The organism is Nonomuraea sp. NPDC049725 (assembly GCF_040674795.1).
GTDB classification, from domain to species: Bacteria; Actinomycetota; Actinomycetes; order Streptosporangiales; family Streptosporangiaceae; genus Nonomuraea; species Nonomuraea ceibae.
The window spans coordinates 45,483-61,991 of record NZ_JBFANJ010000018.1 but is presented as its reverse complement, the minus strand read 5'-3'; the positions used below and the strand labels follow the sequence as shown (position 1 = coordinate 61,991).

Below are 16,509 nucleotides of genomic sequence, written 5' to 3'. Positions count from 1 at the left end.
GTTGATCTTGGGCTGCTGGGGTCTGGTTAGCACGAGTCATTACCTTTGCTAACTATACAGGAAGACAAGATATTTCTCCCAAACGGTGCGTGTCTCACTCCTTGATACCCCGGGGCCGCCCCGCCGAGCATGGCGGCCCCTTCCTTCGTCAGAGCCCGAGCAGAACCTTGATCGGCCCGAGCGCGAAGTACACCACGAACAGCCCGGCGACCGCCCACATCAGCGGGTGCAGCTCCTTCGCCTTGCCCCGCACGACCTTGATCAGCACGTAGCTGATGAAGCCGGCGCCGATGCCGTTGGAGATCGAGTACGTGAACGGCATGATGACGATGGTCAGGAACGCCGGGATGGCGATCTCGTACTCGGTCCAGTCGATCTCGCGGATCGCGGTCATCATCAGGAAGCCCACGATGACCAGGGCCGGCGCGGCGGCCTCGTACGGGATGACCGTGACGAGCGGCGCGAAGAAGATCGCGACCAGGAACAGCAGGCCGGTGACGACGCTCGCCAGACCGGTGCGCGCGCCCTCGCCGACGCCCGCGGCCGACTCGATGTAGGTGGTATTGGACGACACCGAGCCGGCGCCGCCGGCGACCGCGCCGAGCGAGTCGACGAGCAGGATCTCGCGGGTGCGCGGCAGCGTGCCGTCCTCCTGGACCAGCCCGGCCTGGCGGCCGACGCCGACCATCGTGCCCATCGTGTCGAAGAAGTCCGTGATGAGCAGCGTGAACACCAGCAGGACGACCAGCAGCACCGAGACCCGGCTGAACGCGCCGAACGGGTCGAACTCGGTGAAGAGCGTGAACACGTTGTGCAGCCCGAAGACCTGCTCGGGCACGGACGGCACGTTGAGCTGCCAGCCGCCGGGGTTGTCGGGGCCGAACGCGCCGGACTTGGTGATCAGCTCGACCACGATGGCCAGCACGGTGGTGCCCACGATGCCGATCAGGATCGCGCCGCGCACCTTCCGCGCCACCAGCACGGCCGTGGTCAGCAGCCCGACGATGAACACGAAGATCGGCCACGACGTCAGGCTGCCGGCGATGCCCATCTCCAGCGGCGTCCCGGCGGCGCGGCGCACGAAGCCCGCGTCGACGAAGCCGATCAGCGCGATGAACAGGCCGATGCCCACGCTGATGGCCGTCTTGAGCTGGCCCGGGATGGCCTTGAACACCGCCACCCGCAACCCGGTCAGCACCAGGAGGCCGATGATGATCCCTTCGAGGAACACCAGGCCCATGGCCTCTTCCCAGGTCATCTGGGTGGCGATGTTGAAGGTGACGAAGGCGTTGAGCCCGAGCCCGGCGGCCATGGCGAACGGCACCTTGCCGATGACGCCCATGAGGATGGTCAGCACGCCGGCCACGAACGCGGTGCCCGCGGCGACGAGCGCCGTGTTGGGCGTCGTGCCGTCCCCGATGACCTGGCCCTCGACGTCGGTGCCGTTGGCGATGATGATCGGGTTCAGCACGACGATGTACGCCATGGTGAAGAACGTGGCCAAGCCGCCACGGATCTCCCGGGACATGGTCGAACCACGTGCGGTGATTGCGAAGTATCGATCGATTGCGTTACGAGTGTCACTCACGCGCGAAGAGTGACAGTCAACGGGTTTTGTGACAAATGCCGGTAATCGTATCGAGACCCGATTGGAAGCTAGGCTGGATCCCGTGACGCAGCAGTGGCACCCCGACCCCGAGCCGATCGAGACCAACGACACCGCGGCGATCGCCGCCGGCACCGGCCTGTGGGCGCTCGCCCTGGTCGCTCTGCTGATCTTCCGCCCCGCCCCCGAGAACACCTGGTGGATCTGGACCTGCGCCACCGGCGTCGGCTTCGGCCTGCTCGGCATGTGGATGGTCCGCAAACGCTGACATCTGTCACATCCGGCAGGTCCCGGATGTCATCCGCAACTGCTGTTACACGGCACTACCTGGGCAAAAGTGGCCGTACCATGCTGGATGCCATGAAGAAGTCCATGATTGCCCTGCTCCTGTGCGCCACCGCCGCCACCGCCTGCGGCACCGGCACCGAGCCGGCCGCCAAGAAGGAGGCCGGCCGCGACACCGGCACCGTCGCGTGGAGCCCGTGCACCGACCTGACCGGCGCCGACGGCAAGCCCATGGCCCCCGATCCCGCCGTCGAATGCGGCAAGGTCCCGGTGCCGCTCGACTACGCCAAGCCCAGTGGCGACACGATCGACCTGGCGCTGATCCGCGTCAAGGCCACCGGCGACAAGCTCGGCTCCCTCGTCTTCAACTTCGGCGGCCCCGGCGGGTCCGGCGTCGACACGCTCGCCCTCGCCCGCCAGGCGTTCGCCGGCCTCGGCTCCTCCTACGACCTGGTCAGCTTCGACCCCCGCGGCGTCGACCGCAGCGCCGGCGTCAAGTGCGGCGGCCAGATCGACAAGCTCCTCCAGATGACCGGCGACGGCTCCGACCAGCTCGCCAAGGAGTTCGCCGCCGCCTGCGAGAAGGACTCCGCCAAGGTGCTGCCGCACGTCGGCACCGTCAACGCCGCCCAGGACCTCGACCGCCTCCGCGTCGCGCTCGGCGACGACAAGCTCAACTACTTCGGCCTCTCGTACGGGACACACCTCGGCGCCGTGTACGCCACCAAGTTCCCCGGCAACGTCGGCCGCTTCGTCCTCGACAGCGCCTACGACCCGTCGGTCACCTTCGAGGAGCGGGCCGTCATCCAGGCCACCGGCTTCGCCGACGCCTTCGACGCCTTCGCCGACGACTGCGTCGCCCAGGGCTGCGACCTCGGCAAGACCCCCGCCGCCGTGCAGCAGACCGTCGAGAAGCTCCTGGACGGCCTCAAGACCAAGCCGCTCAAGGTCGGCGACCGCGAGCTCACCTACGGCCTCGCCCAGCTCTCGATCATCACCCCGCTGTACGCCAAGGCCACCTGGCCCATCCTGGAGCAGGGCGCCGCCGCGGCGCTCAAGGGCGACGGCGCCATGCTGCTCACGCTCGCCGACTCCTACACCGGCCGCAAGGACGACGGCACCTACTCGACCATGATGACCAGCCTCCAGGCGATCAACTGCGTCGACAGCGCCGAACGGCCCACCAAGGCCGAGACCGCCGCCATCAACGAGAAGGTCAGCAAGATCTTCCCCATCCTGGCCGCCGACGGCGCGAGCTCCGCCTGCGCCCACTGGCCCGTCGAGGGCACCGACGACGCCAAGCGCATCGACGCCACCGGCTCCGCCCCCATCATGGTGATCGGCGGCAAGGGCGACCCCGCCACCCCGTACCAGTGGGCGGTCTCCCTCACCGAGAAGCTCAAGACCGGCGTCCTGGTCACCTACGAGGGCGAGGGCCACGGCGCCTACCTGAGCGGCAGCACCTGCATCACCCGCGCGGTCGACTCCTACCTGCTCAAGGGCACGATGCCCGGCTCCGGCACCACCTGCCCCGCCGCCTGACCCCTTCCTGTCACGAGCCGGCGTGCTCGGCCTCCCGCAGTCTGCGGCGCAGGAGGGCGCGGTCGGGGGCGGTGCCCGCCAGGGCGAGCGCCTCGCGATAGGCAGCGGCGGCCTCGGCGTGGCGGCCGAGCCGATGCAGCAGGTCGGCCCGCGCCGCCGGGTAGGGGTGGTGGCCGCGCAGCAGCGGCTCCCCGGCCAGCTCGTCGAGCAGCGCCAGCCCGGCCCGGGGCCCGTCGCGCATCGCCACGGCGGCCGCCCGGTTCAGCGCCACCACCGGCGACGGCGTCAGCGCGAGCAGCACGTCGTACAGCGCCACGATCTGCGCCCAGTCGGTGGCGGCGACGTCGGCCGCCTCGTCGTGCAGGGCAGCGATGGCGGCCTGCACCCCGTACGGCCCCGGCGGGCCGCCGGTCAGCGCCACCGTCGCCAGGGCGGCCCCCTCCTCGATCATCGGCCGGTCCCAGCGCCCCCGGTCCTGCTCCTCCAGCAGCACCGGCTCCCCGCCGGGCCCGGTGCGGGCGTCACGCCGGGCGTGGACCAGCAGCATCAGGGCGAGCAGCCCGGCGACCTCCCGCTCGGCGGGCAGCAGCCGGCGCAGGATCCGGGCCAGCCGGATGGCCTCCTCGGCCAGGTCGAGCCGTTGCAGGAGCGGCCCCTCGCTGGCCGCGTAGCCCTCGGTGAAGATCGAGTAGATCACCTGGAGGACGCCGGGCAACCGCTGCGGCAGCTCGTCCACGTCCGGCGCCCGGAACGGGATGCGCGCCTCGCGAATCTTCTTCTTGGCCCGGGTGATGCGCTTGGCCATCGTCGGGGACGGCACCAGGAAGGCCCGCGCCACCTCGGACATGGTCAGCCCGGCCAGGCAGCGCAGCGTCAGCGCGGTCCGGTCCTCGGCGGCGAGCGCCGGGTGCGAGCAGGTGAAGAAGAGCTGCAGCCGCTCGTCGGGCAGGTCGTCGTCGAGCCCCGCGGCCGGGGCGGGTCCGGCCCGCTCGGCCTCGATCTGGAGGATGGCCAGCCGGGCCGCGTACGCCTGGTCGCGCCGCAGCCGGTCGACGGCCCGCCGCCGGGCGGTGGTCATCAGCCACGCGCCCGGCTTGGGCGGCACGCCGTCGACGGGCCAGCGCTCCAGCGCCGCCTCGATGGCCTCGGAGGTGACCTCCTCGGCCAGGTCGAGGTCGCCGAAGCGCCGGGCGAGCGCCGCCAGCAGCCGGCCGCGCTCCTCCCGGAACACCGCCTCCACCGACGCCACCGGCCCCAGCCCGCCCCCGCCAGGTCCGGCCGGGGAGCCGGTGTCCGCGCTCATGGGAGTCAGACCCCGAAGTCGGCGACCGGCCGGACCACCACGGAGCCGTCGCGCGCCCCCGGGCAGCGGGCCGCCCAGTCGAGGGCGGCGTCGAGGTCGGGCACGTCGATGACGTAGAAGCCGCCGAGCAGCTCCCGGGTCTCGGCGAACGGCCCGTCGGTCACGGTGCGCTCACCGTCGGCGCCGACCCTGACGGTCGTGGCGGTGACCAGGTCGGCCAGCGACTCCCCGGAGACCCAGATCCCGGCGTCCCGCACTTCCTTGTCGTAGGCCATCCAGTCCTCGGGCGTGCAGCCGGGGGCCTGGCCGCTGTCGTCGGCGGTGTTGGCCATGATCAGCATCATGTACTTCATGTTCGAACTCCTCGATGTCCCGTCGTGTCAGGTGCGGCAGGACCGCCGCATGCCATAACCACGAACGGGACACCGCCAGAAGGACACCTACCCGGAAAAACTTTCCGGCTACGACAGATCCGCCTCCGCGAGCAGCAGAGGGACGGCGGCCGGGTCGCGGAGCAGCGCGGCCACGGCGAGGCGGTCGTTCCACTGGCCGGTGGCCCAGGCGAGGCCGCGGGCCAGCCCGTCGACGCCGGTGCAGTGGACGGTGCCCTCGAAGAAGCGCCACGTGCACTCCGCGCCGTCGACCAGCAGCTTCTCGTGCTCGACGTACGTCTCGGGCGCCGTCGGCAGCAGGGAGCGCACCTGCGGCGGCACCGGCCGCGTCTCTCCGGACGAGGTGACCTCGCCGGAGGTCAGCTCGCCGGCGAGCGGCAGGTCGAGCAGCTCCGACAGCGACTCGGCCAGGTCGTACGGGGCCAGCACCAGCGGATGACGGGTCACCAGCTGGAGCAGGTCGGGGGCCTCGACCACGACGACGTCCTCGGCGTCGGCCACCACGATGTCGCCGCCGAGCACCGCCCGCAGCCTCGGCGGCGGCGCCACCCGGGACGGCTCGATCCCCGCCAGCGCGACCCACAGCGCCCGCAACTGGGCCCGGTCGACCACGATGGACTCGTCGGCCATCAGGTCGAGCAGCTCCTCCGGGCCGCCGTGGGAGTCGAGCAGCTCGGCCAGCGTGGTGCGCACGCCGAGCATCGCCAGCGCGCCTTCGTCCAGCCCGGCGGGCGCGTCACCGTAGAGGCCCTGGAGCAGCGGGTCGGCGCCCGGCAGCCGCAGCTCGCGCGGCTTGCGCCCGCCGAGCACCGGGTGGCCCGCCAGCCACCACGCGGTGTAGGAGGGCACCTCGACGCCCTCGACGCGCAGCGGGTGGAGCGCCGCGCGCAGCGGCGGCCTGGTCAGCAGCGTCAGCGCGGCCGGCCAGTCGGCCACCAGCTCCAGGTCGCGCACGGCGGCGAACTCCGGCACCACCGGCGGCACATCCAGCTCGGGGAGCAGGTCGAGGACGTGGTCGAGCCATTCGTCCTCGCCGTCCAGGTCGTGGTCGCAGTCGTCGTGGTCGAGCAGCACGTCGGAGTCGTGCACGACGGCGAACCCGTCGAGCACCCCGGCGGCGGCCAGCACGCGCGGCCCGTAGGTCTCCTCCAGCTCGCCCGCGGCCACGCCGAGATGCGTGTCGGGCTCCAGCAGCCCGGCCAGCGCGCCGCCGGACAGCATCAGCTCACCGGCCGGGTAGAGCTCGCCGTCGGCGCCGCGCAGCGCCAGCGCGCCCAGCCACGGCGCCTCGCCGGGAGCCAGCCCGGCGGCCTCGACCAGGGACAGCACGGCACGCGCCACCGGCTCCGGGTCGGGACTGTCGAGCGACTGGCCGACGGCGGCCTTGGTGAGCGGGTCTTCGAGGATGGTGCGCGGGCTCGCCTCGGCCGCGCCGAGCCGCAGCAGCACCGGGTGCGCGGCGTCGGGGTGCACGATCCGCAGCCCGAGCGGCGCCAGGTCCAGCCCCGCGTCGAGGCGTACGGAGCCGGGCTCCAGGATGAGCGTGCCGCGCGGGCCGCGCACCAGGCGGCCGTCGGTCAGCGGGACGGGCAGGGCGCCGAGCGACTCGGGGTCGTCGGCCGGCAGCACGTCGTAGAGGGAGCGCCACCACGACGGCTCCCTGCCCTCGACGGCCTCGCCCGACAGCAGGTCGACCACGTCGGCGAGCTCCACGCGGCGCACGCCGAGCGAGGCCATCGCCGGATGGCGGGCGGGCCAGCCGGCGGGCAGCAGCCCGGGCACGAAGTCGGCGACGGCCGCCAGCAGCTCGCCGGACCCGGCGACCACGGCGGCCTCCTTGCCCGCGACCACCCAGCCGTCCGCGCCGGGCTCCTGCGCCGGGTGCTCGACCTGCCATTCGGCGTCGGGCTCGTAGACCTCGGCGTCGGCGAACGACGGCGTCTGCACGGCGGGCGCCGGGGCGGACAGCGCGGGCAGCAGCGGCGTGCCGGGCAGCCGCCGCAGCACGGCCCGCCGGATGCGGGCGTCGAGCTCGCCCTTGCCCATCAGCGCGGGCACCAGGTCGAGCAGCTTCGGGGTGCGCGGCAGCTCGCGCATCAGCCGGACGTAGGCGTCGGCGACCCGCTCGACCAGGAAGTCGGTCAGCGGCCCCGGCGCCACGTGACGCCGGTCGGTGGCCATCGGGAACGACGCGATGAGCAGCGCCGGCAGGTCGAGCGGCTCGTCGCTGGGCGTGGGCGCGTGCACGACCGGGGGCACCGTCGCGGGCGGCGCGGCGGGCTCGCCGCCGGCCGTGAGCGGCACCGCCCAGCGGACCGACCAGAACGGCCGGGCCCGCTCCTCGGTGGGACGATCGGCGAACAGCTCGGCCACGTCGTCAGGGCCGAACTCACCGGAATCGGACACCACGTGCCAGCCGTCGGCCGACACCGTGCGGACCGTGCCGTCGAGGTCGATCTCGATGGCCGCCAGCGCCGGCATGCCGAGCGGGAGCGCCGGGCTCGTCTCCTCCAGCATGCGGCGCACCGCCACGGCCGACGCCTCGTCACGCAGCGGGAGCCGTACGAGCGTGTCAAAACCCTCGGGGACGTCGAGCGGGTCGGCGGCGAACGGCAGGCGCAGCAGCGGCACGTGCCCGGAGCGCGAGGCGAGCTCGCCCGCCAGCTCCGGCACCGCGCCCACCAGCGCGGCCGTCTCGGCGCGCGACCAGCGGACGGCGCCCGTCTCACGCGAGCCGACGGCGGGCTCGTCGCAGACGGACACCACGGCGGCGAACCCGACGCCGAACCGACCGGCCGCGCCCGCCTCGTCACGCTTGCCGGAGACGCGCAGCGTGGACAGGCCCTCCACGCCGGTCGCGTCCAGCGGCGCGCCGGTGTTGGCGGCCGTCAGCACGCTGCCGCGCAACGTCAGCCGGAGCACCCCTGGCACGCCTGCCCGCAGCGCCGCGTCGGCGGCGTTCTGCGCCAGCTCCACGATCAGCCGGTCGCGGTAGCCGCCGAGGGCGAAGTCCTCCTCGGCGTTGGCGTCCTCGCGGAACCTGGCGGGCGAGGCCGTCCACGCGGCGAGCACGGCGGCTCGCATCCGGTCGGCGCCAAAGGTGTCGGTCATCGATCACGATCCCGGGGTAGAGAGTTGGGGGCCACCGTAGGCTAGCGGCCCGCGCCGACACTCCCCGCCAGAAACGATCAGGAGTGGCCGAGCTCCTCGGAGGCGGATTCGTCGACCGAGCCGGCCTCTTCCTCCATCAGGTCGTAGCCCAGGTCGTCGAGGATCGGCGTCGCCTGCTCCACCGGCGGCGGCATGACCGCGGCCTCGGAGTGGGCGCCGCAGCCGTGGTCGGCGGCCACCACCTTGCCGTCGTCGGGCGCGTACTCATTGGCGCAGACCCCGAACGTGCGCCGGAGCCCACCCGCGAGCGGCCAGTAGAAGCCGCAGGTGGAGCACTGCGCGGGCGCGGCGTGTGCGATCGGAGTGTGCGGCCCGTGCTCGCCCGAGTGCCAGCGCCTGGCCGCCCGGTCCTTGCCGACGGCCGAGAGCACACGGGCCCGGCCCAGGCCGTACTCGAAAATCATCTGGTGGTCGACGTCGTCGTCGGTCTCGGTGAAGCCCGGCTCCAGCCTGTCGTCGTCCTCCGCGGTCGGCAGCAGGTCGCCGACGCCGAGGTCACCGGGGCGCAGCCGCTCGCTCCACGGCAGCCACTCGGGCGCCAGCAGCGCGCCGGCGCCGGGCAGCAGGACGGCCTCGCTGACCGTGACCTTCTTCGCCCGCGAGGCGCGGGTGACGGTCACGGCCCAGCGCCAGCCCCGATAAGCGCGGTCGAGGCAGGCGAAGTAATGGGTGACGATCCGGTCGCCCTCGCTCTCGAAACCGAGGTGCTCGCCCGGCTCGCCCGGACGCGCCAGCTCCTCGGCCGCGGTGCGCGCCAGATCGACGGCGGCGACACAGGCCTGGTCGGGGGCGGAGACGCGGGTCCTGGCACGGGTCATCGGCCCGCCTCCGCCGAAAGGTGCTGTTCGCTCACACTTCATTCTCACCCATGCCCGGACCTCGCGGGGCCGACTGGCCCGGATCCGGCCACGAGTTCCGCCACCACCGGAACCCCGAACGGGTGGGAGCCGACCCTCCCGCCCGGATCCGGCCCACGAGTTCCACCGGGACCCCGAGCGGGTGGGAGGGGACCCTTGTGGAGGGGATCCGGCGCGGAGATCGCCAAGGAATCGGGTAAGACTGGTAGGCGTGGAGGGAGGCTGGGAGCGAGCACGGGAGATCTCGCGGCGCGTGGGGCGCGGCGTCGCCGGCGCGGGCCGTGCGACCGCGCGCGCCGCGAAGGCGACCGCGGGCGGCACCGCGCGAGCCGGCCGGGCCACCGCGGGCGGGGCGCGCAAGGTCGGCCGGGCCACCCGGCGGCTCACCCACGCCAACGGCGCCGACCGCACCGGCCTGGGCCGCCTGATCGAGCTCACCGCCGGGCACAGCGCGGGTGACACGCTCGTCACGGTCGCGCTGGCCAGCACCGTGTTCTTCGGGCTCCCGGTCGGCGAGGCGCGCGGGCCCGTCGCCCTCTACCTGGTCATCACGATGCTGCCGTTCGCGCTGCTGGCGCCGTTCGTGGGGCCGATCCTGGACCGCTTCAGGTCCGGCCGCCGCTACGTGATGGCCGGCACGCTGTTCGGCCGCGGGCTGCTGTGCTTCGCGATGGCGGCGGCGGTGGGCCCGCAGGACCTGCCGACGCTGTTCGCCGGGGCGCTGGGCGTGCTCGTGCTGTCGAAGGCCTACAACGTGTCCCGCGCGGCGATCATGCCGAGCGTGCTGCCCGCCGACATCACGCTCGTCTCGGCCAACGCGCGGGTGGCGCTGTTCTCGCTGGTGACGGCGGGCGTGATGGTGCCGGTCGGCGCGGGCCTGACCGCGTGGCTGGGCAGCGCCGCGATCCTGCGGGTGGCGATGGTCGCGTTCCTGGTGGCGGGGGTCTTCGCCGTACGGCTGCCGCGCCACGTGGACTCGCCGGACCTGGAGGAGGAGACGCCGGCGGAGGGCCGGGCGCCGCGCTGGCGGACGCTGTTCAACGTGGGCCCGGCGGTGGCCGAGGCCGTCTGGGCGAACGTGGCCATCCGGCTGTTCTCCGGGTTCCTGCTGTTCTTCCTGCTGTTCCTGGTGCAGGACGGCGGGGTGCCGTGGCTGGCGGAGCCCGACCCGTTCTTCGACGTGCCGAAGACGATCGCGGTGCTGGCGGCGGCGGCCGGGCTGGGCGGTCTGATCGGGGCGGTGGTGGCCAACTGGGCGCGCAACCACGCTCCCGGCGCGCTCGTGCTCGTCACGCTGGCGCTGACGGTGGTCACCATGATCGTGTCGGCGGTCTTCTTCGGCCTGTGGGCGGCGGTCGCGATCTCGCTGGTCACCGCGTTCGCCCAGGAGCTGGGCAAGCTGGCCCTCGACGCGATCGTGCAGCGGGAGATCGGCGAGGAGATGCGCTCGTCCACGTTCGGCGTGGTCGAGGCGATGCTGCAGCTCGCCTGGGTGTTCGGCGGGCTGGTGGGGCTGGTCCTGTCGCTGACCGAGAGCAGCACGGCGGGCCTGGTCACGCTGGCCGTGACGCTGACCGCGATGCTCGGCTGGCTGGTGGTGACGCGGCGCCGCCGCGTCCGGGCCGCCAAGCGGGCGGTCCGGGTCCGGCATCCCGAGCCGGAGCCGCGGACCGAGCCGCTCGACAGGACCAAGCCGCTGACGAACCCGAACGGCTAGGCGTCCAGGTCGTCGGCGACCGCCCGCAACACCTGCGCGATCTTCTTGGCGTGGGCCGCCTCGGGATGCTTGCCACGCTGGTAGGAGGTGGACACGCCGTCGAGCAACTTGATCAGGTCCTCGACGATGACCACCATCTCGTCCGGCTTCTTGCGCTTGCCCTTGGGCTTGGTCTTGGCCAGGGTCGGCGGCTGGTCGAGAATGCGCACCGAGAGCGCCTGCTGACCGCGGCGGCCCTCGGCGACGCCGAACTCGACTTTCTGCCCCGGCTTGAGTGGCCCGGCATTGGCAGGAAGCGCGGAGGAATGCACGAAGACCTCACCGCCGTCGTCGCGGGTGAGGAAGCCGAAACCCTTGTCGGCGTCGTACCACTTGACCTTGCCACTCGGCACAGGAGGACCTCGTTCAAACAGTCGTGATAGGGATGGACGTAGGTTATGCCCCGTAGAGCGACGGGGCGACCGGGTAAATGCCGATGAATTACACGAGTTCGGCGTGCGGGCGCCATCCGGCGAACCAGGTGGCGAATTCCGTCAGGTCGCCCAGGGCGACATCGGCGCCGTGCTCGCGCAGCTCTCCCGCGCTGTAGGGGCCGGTCGCGACCGTGACGCTGAACGCGCCTCCGGCCCGCGCCGCCGCGATGTCCGCCACATGGTCACCAACATAAGCCGCCGCGCCGAACCTCGCGAGCGCCGTTCCCTTGGCCGCGCCGAAGACGGAACCGGCCACCTCGTCGACGTCCAGCCCGAGGTGCCGCACGGTGCTGGTGGCGTCGCGCTCGTTCTTGCCGGTCACCACGATGACGCGGCCGCCGCCCGCGCGCACGCTCTCGATCGCCTCGTGCGCCCCTTCCATCGCCACGTGCGAGGGCACGCCGACGTGCTGGTAGATCTCCCGGTAGAGGTCGGCCGCGGCCGGGATCTCCTCCGGCGGCAGCCAGTAGGCCAGCTCCTGTTCGAGCGGCGGGCCGAGCCGCGTGACGACCAGCGCGCTGTCGATCGGGACGCCGAGCCGCGAGGAGAGCTCGTCGTAGACCGCCGCGATCCCCGCTCGCGTATCAGCCAGTGTCATGTCCAGATCAAAACCCACCGATGTCGCCACATGTGAAGGATGCCAAAGAACGGGGTGATACGTGTAACGGCGGTTGTTGTGGGACCGTAGGAAAGGAATTACTTATCTGCCGGAGGTAGCGGGAAACAGATGGCCACGAGCACGCGTGAGCGGATCATCGACGAGTCGTTGCGGCTGTTCGCCGAGCGCGGCTACGCCGCCACGTCCGTCGCCGAGATCGAGGCCGCCGCCGGGCTCTCCCCCGGCGCGGGCGGCCTCTACCGGCACTTCAAGTCCAAGTACGAGGTGCTGGCCGCGGCGATCAACGAGCACGCGGCCAGGACGAGCGGCCAGATCGCCGAGAGCCTGGCCGAGCTGAACGGCATGGAGTCCTCGGCCGGCCTGGAGGAGCGGCTGTCGCTGCTGTGCCGGGCCGGGCTGGCCAAGGTGCGCGAGGAGTCGGAGCTGACCCGGGTCTTCTTCCGCGACCTCAGCCAGTTCCCCGAGCTGGTGGCGGTGGTGCGGCAGGGGCTGTTGCAGCCGATGTTCGACGCGATCGTCAGCTGGTTCGAGACCCAGCCGGAGTATCACGACGTCAAGCTCGACTGGGCGGGCATCGCCGCCGTCCTGGGCGGGTCGGTCGTGCAGTACCGGCTGTTCCAGGAGACGGTGGGCGAGACGCCGGGCCATGCCGAGAAGGACCAGTTCGTCGCGGCCTGGGTGCGGCTGGCGGCGGGCCTGACGCCCACCCCCGCGCCCGTCACCTGAGGGTCAGTCGCGGTCGAGCAGCCGGAGGAACAGCCAGCACACCCCCGCCCCGGCGCCGATCATGAACATGATCCCGCTGGTGTTGAAGAACTCCAGCACGAACGCCTCCAGCCCCGGCCGGTCGCCGACCCGCAGGCCGCCCACGACCACGCCGCCCGCCGTGTAGCCGAGCATCGGCGCCCCGGCGCCGATCAGCCGGTCGCGCAGCGTCCAGGTCTCGCTGGACATCACCAGCGCCGCCGCCACCCCCCAGGCGATCGCCGGCGGCCGGAAGATCGCGACGGCCGGCAGGTCGAACGGCACCAGCAGCGCGGCCACCACCAGGACCACCAGGGCGGCGGCCTCGCGCGGACGGTCCTTGACCACGGTCCTGGCGGCGGTCCTGGCCATGCGCGTGTGGCGCGCCACGCCCGGCGGCACGGCGTCGTCCACGACCCTGGGGAAGGCCGCCGTCGTGCCGGACCGCGCGGCTCCCGTACCGGCTCCAGGCGAGGGCGGTGGCGAGGCCGGGGACGGCGCGGAGGCGTCCGCCAGGCGGCGCGCCTCGCGCTCCACCAGCGCCGCCGGATCGCCGAACCGGGCCAGCACCCTGGCCACGTCGCGGGCGTTCTGGCTGCCGCCGCGCTCCTCCTCGATGCGGGCGCGCAGCCGCCTGGTGAAGTCGAGCCGCTGCTCCGGCCTCAGCACGCCGTACGCCGCGTCAGCGGCCTTGCTGACGTAGTTGAGTATGAGCTGGTCCGCTCGCTCCATCACGCCAAGCAATGCTGCCTCAACGAGCAGGGACATACCATGGCAACGATGGAGTTCACGGAGTGGATCAGGGGGCGTTCCGACGAGGAGCTGCGGGCGCTGGTGTCAGCGCGCCCCGAGCTGATCACCCCGGTGCCGGCCCACCTGGAGGGCCTGGCCTCCCGGGCGGGCAGCCCGTCGGCGATCGCCAGGGTGCTCGACCGGCTCGACCGGTTCCGGCTCGCCGTCGTCGAGACGCTCGCCGTACAACCGGGCCCGATCAGGAAGACGGCGCTGCGCGAGCTGATCGGCGGCGCGCTGGCGGCGGGCAAGCCCGAGCCCGCGCTGACCGCCGCCCTCGACCACCTGCGCGGCCTGGCACTCGTGTACGGGCCCGACTCGGCGCTCGACCTGGCCCCAGGCGTGCGCAAGGCGCTGGACGACCCGGCCGGGCTGGGTCCGACGGCCGAGGCGGCGTTCCGGCACCATCCGCCGGAGCAGCTCGACGAGATGGCCGACGACATCGCGCCCGGCACTGAGGGGCCGGGCCGCGAGCGGCTGGCCGCCGTGCTGGCCGAGCCCGCCGCCCTGGTCGAGGCCGTCTCGCCGGAGGCCAGGGCCGCGCTCGACCAGCTCGCCTGGGGGCCGCCGACCGGCCGGGTGCCCAACGCCAGGCGCGAGGTGCGCATCGGCTCGGCCCGCTCGCCCATCGAGCAGTTGCTGGCGCGCGGCCTGCTGGCGGCGACCGGCGAGGAGAGCGTGGTCCTGCCCCGCGAGGTTGGCCTCTACCTGCGCGGCGGGCGCGTGCACCGCGACCTGCTGGCCGTGCCGCCCGCGCTCGACGGCGCCGCCCGTGACCCGAAGCTGAGCGACGGCACCGCGGCCGGGCAGGCGTTCATGTTCGTCCGGGCGGTCGAGGAGCTGTGCGAGCGGTGGAGCATCGACCCGCCGGGCGTGCTGCGCACCGGCGGCCTCGGCGTGCGTGACATGAAGCGCACCGCCACCGAGCTCGACCTGCCCGAGTGGGCGGCGGCGCTGGTGGTGGAGGTCGCCCACGCGGCCGGGCTGGTCGCGGCGGGCGGCAACGTCGACGGCGAGTGGCTGCCCACGCCCGGCTACGACCTGTGGCGGGTCAGGGGCACCGCCGAGCGGTGGGTGACGCTGGCCTCGACCTGGCTGCACATGGACCGGGTGCCCGGCCTCGTCGGCGAGCGCGACGACCGTGACCGGCCGCTCAACGCCCTGCACACCGATCTGCGCCGCTCGTCGGCCCCGGCCGTACGGGCCGCCACGCTCGGCGTGCTCGCCGCCGCGCCCGGCCTGGCGCCCTCGCGCGACTCCGTGCTCGAACGCCTCGCCTGGGAGCAGCCGCGCCGCCGGGGGCCGCTGCGCGAGCAGCTCACCGAGTTCGCGCTGCGCGAGGCCGAGCAGCTCGGGCTGACCGGGCTGGGCGCGCTGTCCGGCCACGGCCGGGCCCTGCTCACCGGCGACGACCCCGCCTCGGCGCTGGCCCCGCTGCTGCCCGAGCCGGTCGACCACGTGCTGCTCCAGGCCGACCTCACCGCCGTCGCCCCCGGCCCGCTCACCAGCGAGCTCAACCGGTGGATGACGCTCGCCGCCGACGTCGAGTCCAAGGGCGGCGCGACCGTCTACCGGTTCGCCGAGAGCTCCATCCGGCGCGCCCTGGACGCCGGGCAGGCGGCCGAGGATCTGCTGGCCATGCTCGAACGCCACTCCGCCACCCCGGTCCCGCAGGCGCTGTCCTACCTGGTGACCGACGTGGCCCGGCGGCACGGGCGGATGCGGGTCGGCACGGCCAGCGCGTACGTCCGCTGCGACGACCCGGCGCTGCTCGACCAGCTCACCGCCGACCGCCGCTCGGCCGCCCTGCGGCTGCGCCGCCTGGCGCCCACCGTGATCGCCTCCCGCTCGTCGCGGGCGGCCCTGGTCGACTCGCTGCGCGCCATGGGGTACGCGCCGGTCCCCGAGTCGCTCGACGGCGACGTGATCATCACCCAGCTCGACAGCCGGCGCACCGAGGGCGGCCCGCCCGTCCGCCCGCTGAGCTCACCCAACGGCCTCGACCCCGAGGTGGCGGTGGCGGCCGTCCGCGCCCTGCGCGCCGGTGACGCGGCCCACCTGGCGCGCCGCGAGCCCGTCGACTCCCCCGGCGGCCAGCTCCCCCGCACGCCGGCCACGGCGACGATCTCCGCCCTCCAGGACGCGATCCGGCAGGGCGTGCGGGTGTGGATCGGCTACCTCGACTCCCAGGGCAACGCGACCTCCCGCATCCTGGAGCCGGCGCGCATGGAGGGCGGCTATCTGACCGCCTACGACGAGACGAGGGCGGCGGTGCACCGGTTCGCGCTGCACCGGATCACCGGGGTCTCGGGGATCTGACGCCGGCCGGCCCGGCGGGGACGAGCTCGGCGATCGGGGTGTCCAGGCGGGTCACCTGGGTCGCGAGCGCGACGACGGCGGCCGGTGAGGTGAGGGTGGCGGCGTGGTCACGGCCCGCCGCGAGGTCGGCCGCGCATCGGTGCGGCGGCGTGCCGAAGGTCGCCAGGCAGAGGTCGAAGAGGTCGCCTCCCGGCGGCGGCGCCCAGGGATGCTGCAGGTCGGTGGGGTGCGTGTGGGTGACGACGAGATACGCGCCGATCTCGGCCAGGGCGCGGGCCAGCGGGGTGAGCGGCTGCCCGGCGTGCGGCCAGTCGGGCAGCAGGTAGGCGCGGCCGGGGTCGAACGGCATCCGCGCGAGCAGGTCGGGCACGGTCGTGCCGGGCGACAGGATGGTGATGCTGCCCTCGGCCAGCGGCATCCGCGACAGCAAGGCGATGGCGCCCAGCCGCCTGCCGGTCGCCTCGGGGCCGACCAGCGCCAGCAGGTGGCGTTCGGCCAGGCGGCGCACCGCGGGCGGGAAGCAGGCGGGCTCCAGGTAGGTGCGCAGCAGGTGCGCCACGTCGCAGGGCGTCAGCCGGGCGGCCGTCAGGTCCGTGAGCGGCGGGAATCCGTCGGCGAGCGTCGTTTCGCCCTGGCGGGGTTCGGTGTCGTTCGTCACTGGACACCTCTGGAACTTTCACGGAAAGTCG

General features: G+C 73.4%; 14 protein-coding genes. 5 read left to right on the top strand and 9 right to left on the bottom strand.

Going from position 1 to position 16,509, the window contains the following annotated elements:
* Positions 1 to 148 precede the first annotated feature (148 nt).
* The gene (locus tag AB0J53_RS36070) at positions 149 to 1,528 is read right to left on the bottom strand and encodes an NCS2 family permease (RefSeq protein WP_219506295.1); all 1,380 of its coding nucleotides are present in this window, start codon (positions 1,526 to 1,528) and stop codon (positions 149 to 151) included.
* 142 nt (positions 1,529 to 1,670) lie between these two features.
* Here AB0J53_RS36070 and AB0J53_RS36065 point away from each other — a divergent pair, with 142 nt between their 5' ends.
* On the top strand, positions 1,671 to 1,874 hold the full coding sequence (locus AB0J53_RS36065) for a DUF2530 domain-containing protein (RefSeq protein ID WP_219506294.1): 204 nt from the start codon (positions 1,671 to 1,673) through the stop codon (positions 1,872 to 1,874).
* A 92-nt stretch (positions 1,875 to 1,966) separates the two neighbouring features.
* Positions 1,967 to 3,433, top strand: a complete 1,467-nt coding sequence (locus tag AB0J53_RS36060; protein WP_364180583.1) for an alpha/beta hydrolase — start codon at positions 1,967 to 1,969, stop codon at positions 3,431 to 3,433.
* 10 nt (positions 3,434 to 3,443) lie between these two features.
* Here the strand turns inward: AB0J53_RS36060 and AB0J53_RS36055 are convergent, their stop codons facing one another.
* The 4 genes from AB0J53_RS36055 to AB0J53_RS36040 all read right to left on the bottom strand — a co-directional run bounded on the left by AB0J53_RS36055 (position 3,444) and on the right by AB0J53_RS36040 (position 9,117).
* Positions 3,444 to 4,736, bottom strand: coding sequence for a DUF6596 domain-containing protein (locus tag AB0J53_RS36055; protein WP_364180581.1), 1,293 nt, complete (start codon positions 4,734 to 4,736; stop codon positions 3,444 to 3,446).
* Positions 4,737 to 4,741: 5 nt separating this feature from the next.
* Positions 4,742 to 5,089 (bottom strand): YciI family protein, encoded by a 348-nt coding sequence (locus AB0J53_RS36050; RefSeq protein WP_219506287.1) that lies wholly within the window; start codon positions 5,087 to 5,089, stop codon positions 4,742 to 4,744.
* A 108-nt stretch (positions 5,090 to 5,197) separates the two neighbouring features.
* Complete coding sequence (locus AB0J53_RS36045) at positions 5,198 to 8,239, bottom strand: hypothetical protein (RefSeq protein WP_364180579.1); 3,042 nt, start codon at positions 8,237 to 8,239, stop codon at positions 5,198 to 5,200.
* Between the two features lie 77 nt (positions 8,240 to 8,316).
* The gene (locus AB0J53_RS36040; protein ID WP_364180577.1) at positions 8,317 to 9,117 is read right to left on the bottom strand and encodes a DUF3027 domain-containing protein; all 801 of its coding nucleotides are present in this window, start codon (positions 9,115 to 9,117) and stop codon (positions 8,317 to 8,319) included.
* 250 nt (positions 9,118 to 9,367) lie between these two features.
* Here AB0J53_RS36040 and AB0J53_RS36035 point away from each other — a divergent pair, with 250 nt between their 5' ends.
* Positions 9,368 to 10,873, top strand: coding sequence for an MFS transporter (locus AB0J53_RS36035; RefSeq protein ID WP_364180575.1), 1,506 nt, complete (start codon positions 9,368 to 9,370; stop codon positions 10,871 to 10,873).
* Here the strand turns inward: AB0J53_RS36035 and AB0J53_RS36030 are convergent.
* Both AB0J53_RS36030 and AB0J53_RS36025 read right to left on the bottom strand, forming a co-directional pair.
* Entirely contained in the window at positions 10,870 to 11,265 is a 396-nt protein-coding gene (locus AB0J53_RS36030) for a cold-shock protein (RefSeq protein WP_219506279.1), read from the bottom strand. The two genes, AB0J53_RS36035 and AB0J53_RS36030, sit on opposite strands and share 4 nt — an antisense overlap.
* An 88-nt stretch (positions 11,266 to 11,353) precedes the next feature.
* Positions 11,354 to 11,962, bottom strand: coding sequence for an HAD family hydrolase (locus AB0J53_RS36025; RefSeq protein WP_364180807.1), 609 nt, complete (start codon positions 11,960 to 11,962; stop codon positions 11,354 to 11,356).
* A 111-nt stretch (positions 11,963 to 12,073) separates the two neighbouring features.
* Here AB0J53_RS36025 and AB0J53_RS36020 point away from each other — a divergent pair, with 111 nt between their 5' ends.
* Entirely contained in the window at positions 12,074 to 12,691 is a 618-nt protein-coding gene (locus AB0J53_RS36020; RefSeq protein WP_364180572.1) for a helix-turn-helix domain-containing protein, read from the top strand.
* Positions 12,692 to 12,694: 3 nt separating this feature from the next.
* On the opposite strand, the gene AB0J53_RS36015 is transcribed toward AB0J53_RS36020, so the two are convergent.
* Entirely contained in the window at positions 12,695 to 13,444 is a 750-nt protein-coding gene (locus tag AB0J53_RS36015; protein WP_364180570.1) for a hypothetical protein, read from the bottom strand.
* Positions 13,445 to 13,489: 45 nt separating this feature from the next.
* Between AB0J53_RS36015 and AB0J53_RS36010 the strand changes: the two genes are divergently transcribed.
* A complete protein-coding gene (locus AB0J53_RS36010) occupies positions 13,490 to 15,820 on the top strand; it encodes a helicase C-terminal domain-containing protein (protein ID WP_219506273.1) in 2,331 nt (776 codons plus the stop codon).
* On the opposite strand, the gene AB0J53_RS36005 is transcribed toward AB0J53_RS36010, so the two are convergent.
* Positions 15,798 to 16,478, bottom strand: coding sequence for a hypothetical protein (locus tag AB0J53_RS36005; protein WP_364180568.1), 681 nt, complete (start codon positions 16,476 to 16,478; stop codon positions 15,798 to 15,800). The two genes, AB0J53_RS36010 and AB0J53_RS36005, sit on opposite strands and share 23 nt — an antisense overlap.
* Positions 16,479 to 16,509 lie beyond the last annotated feature (31 nt).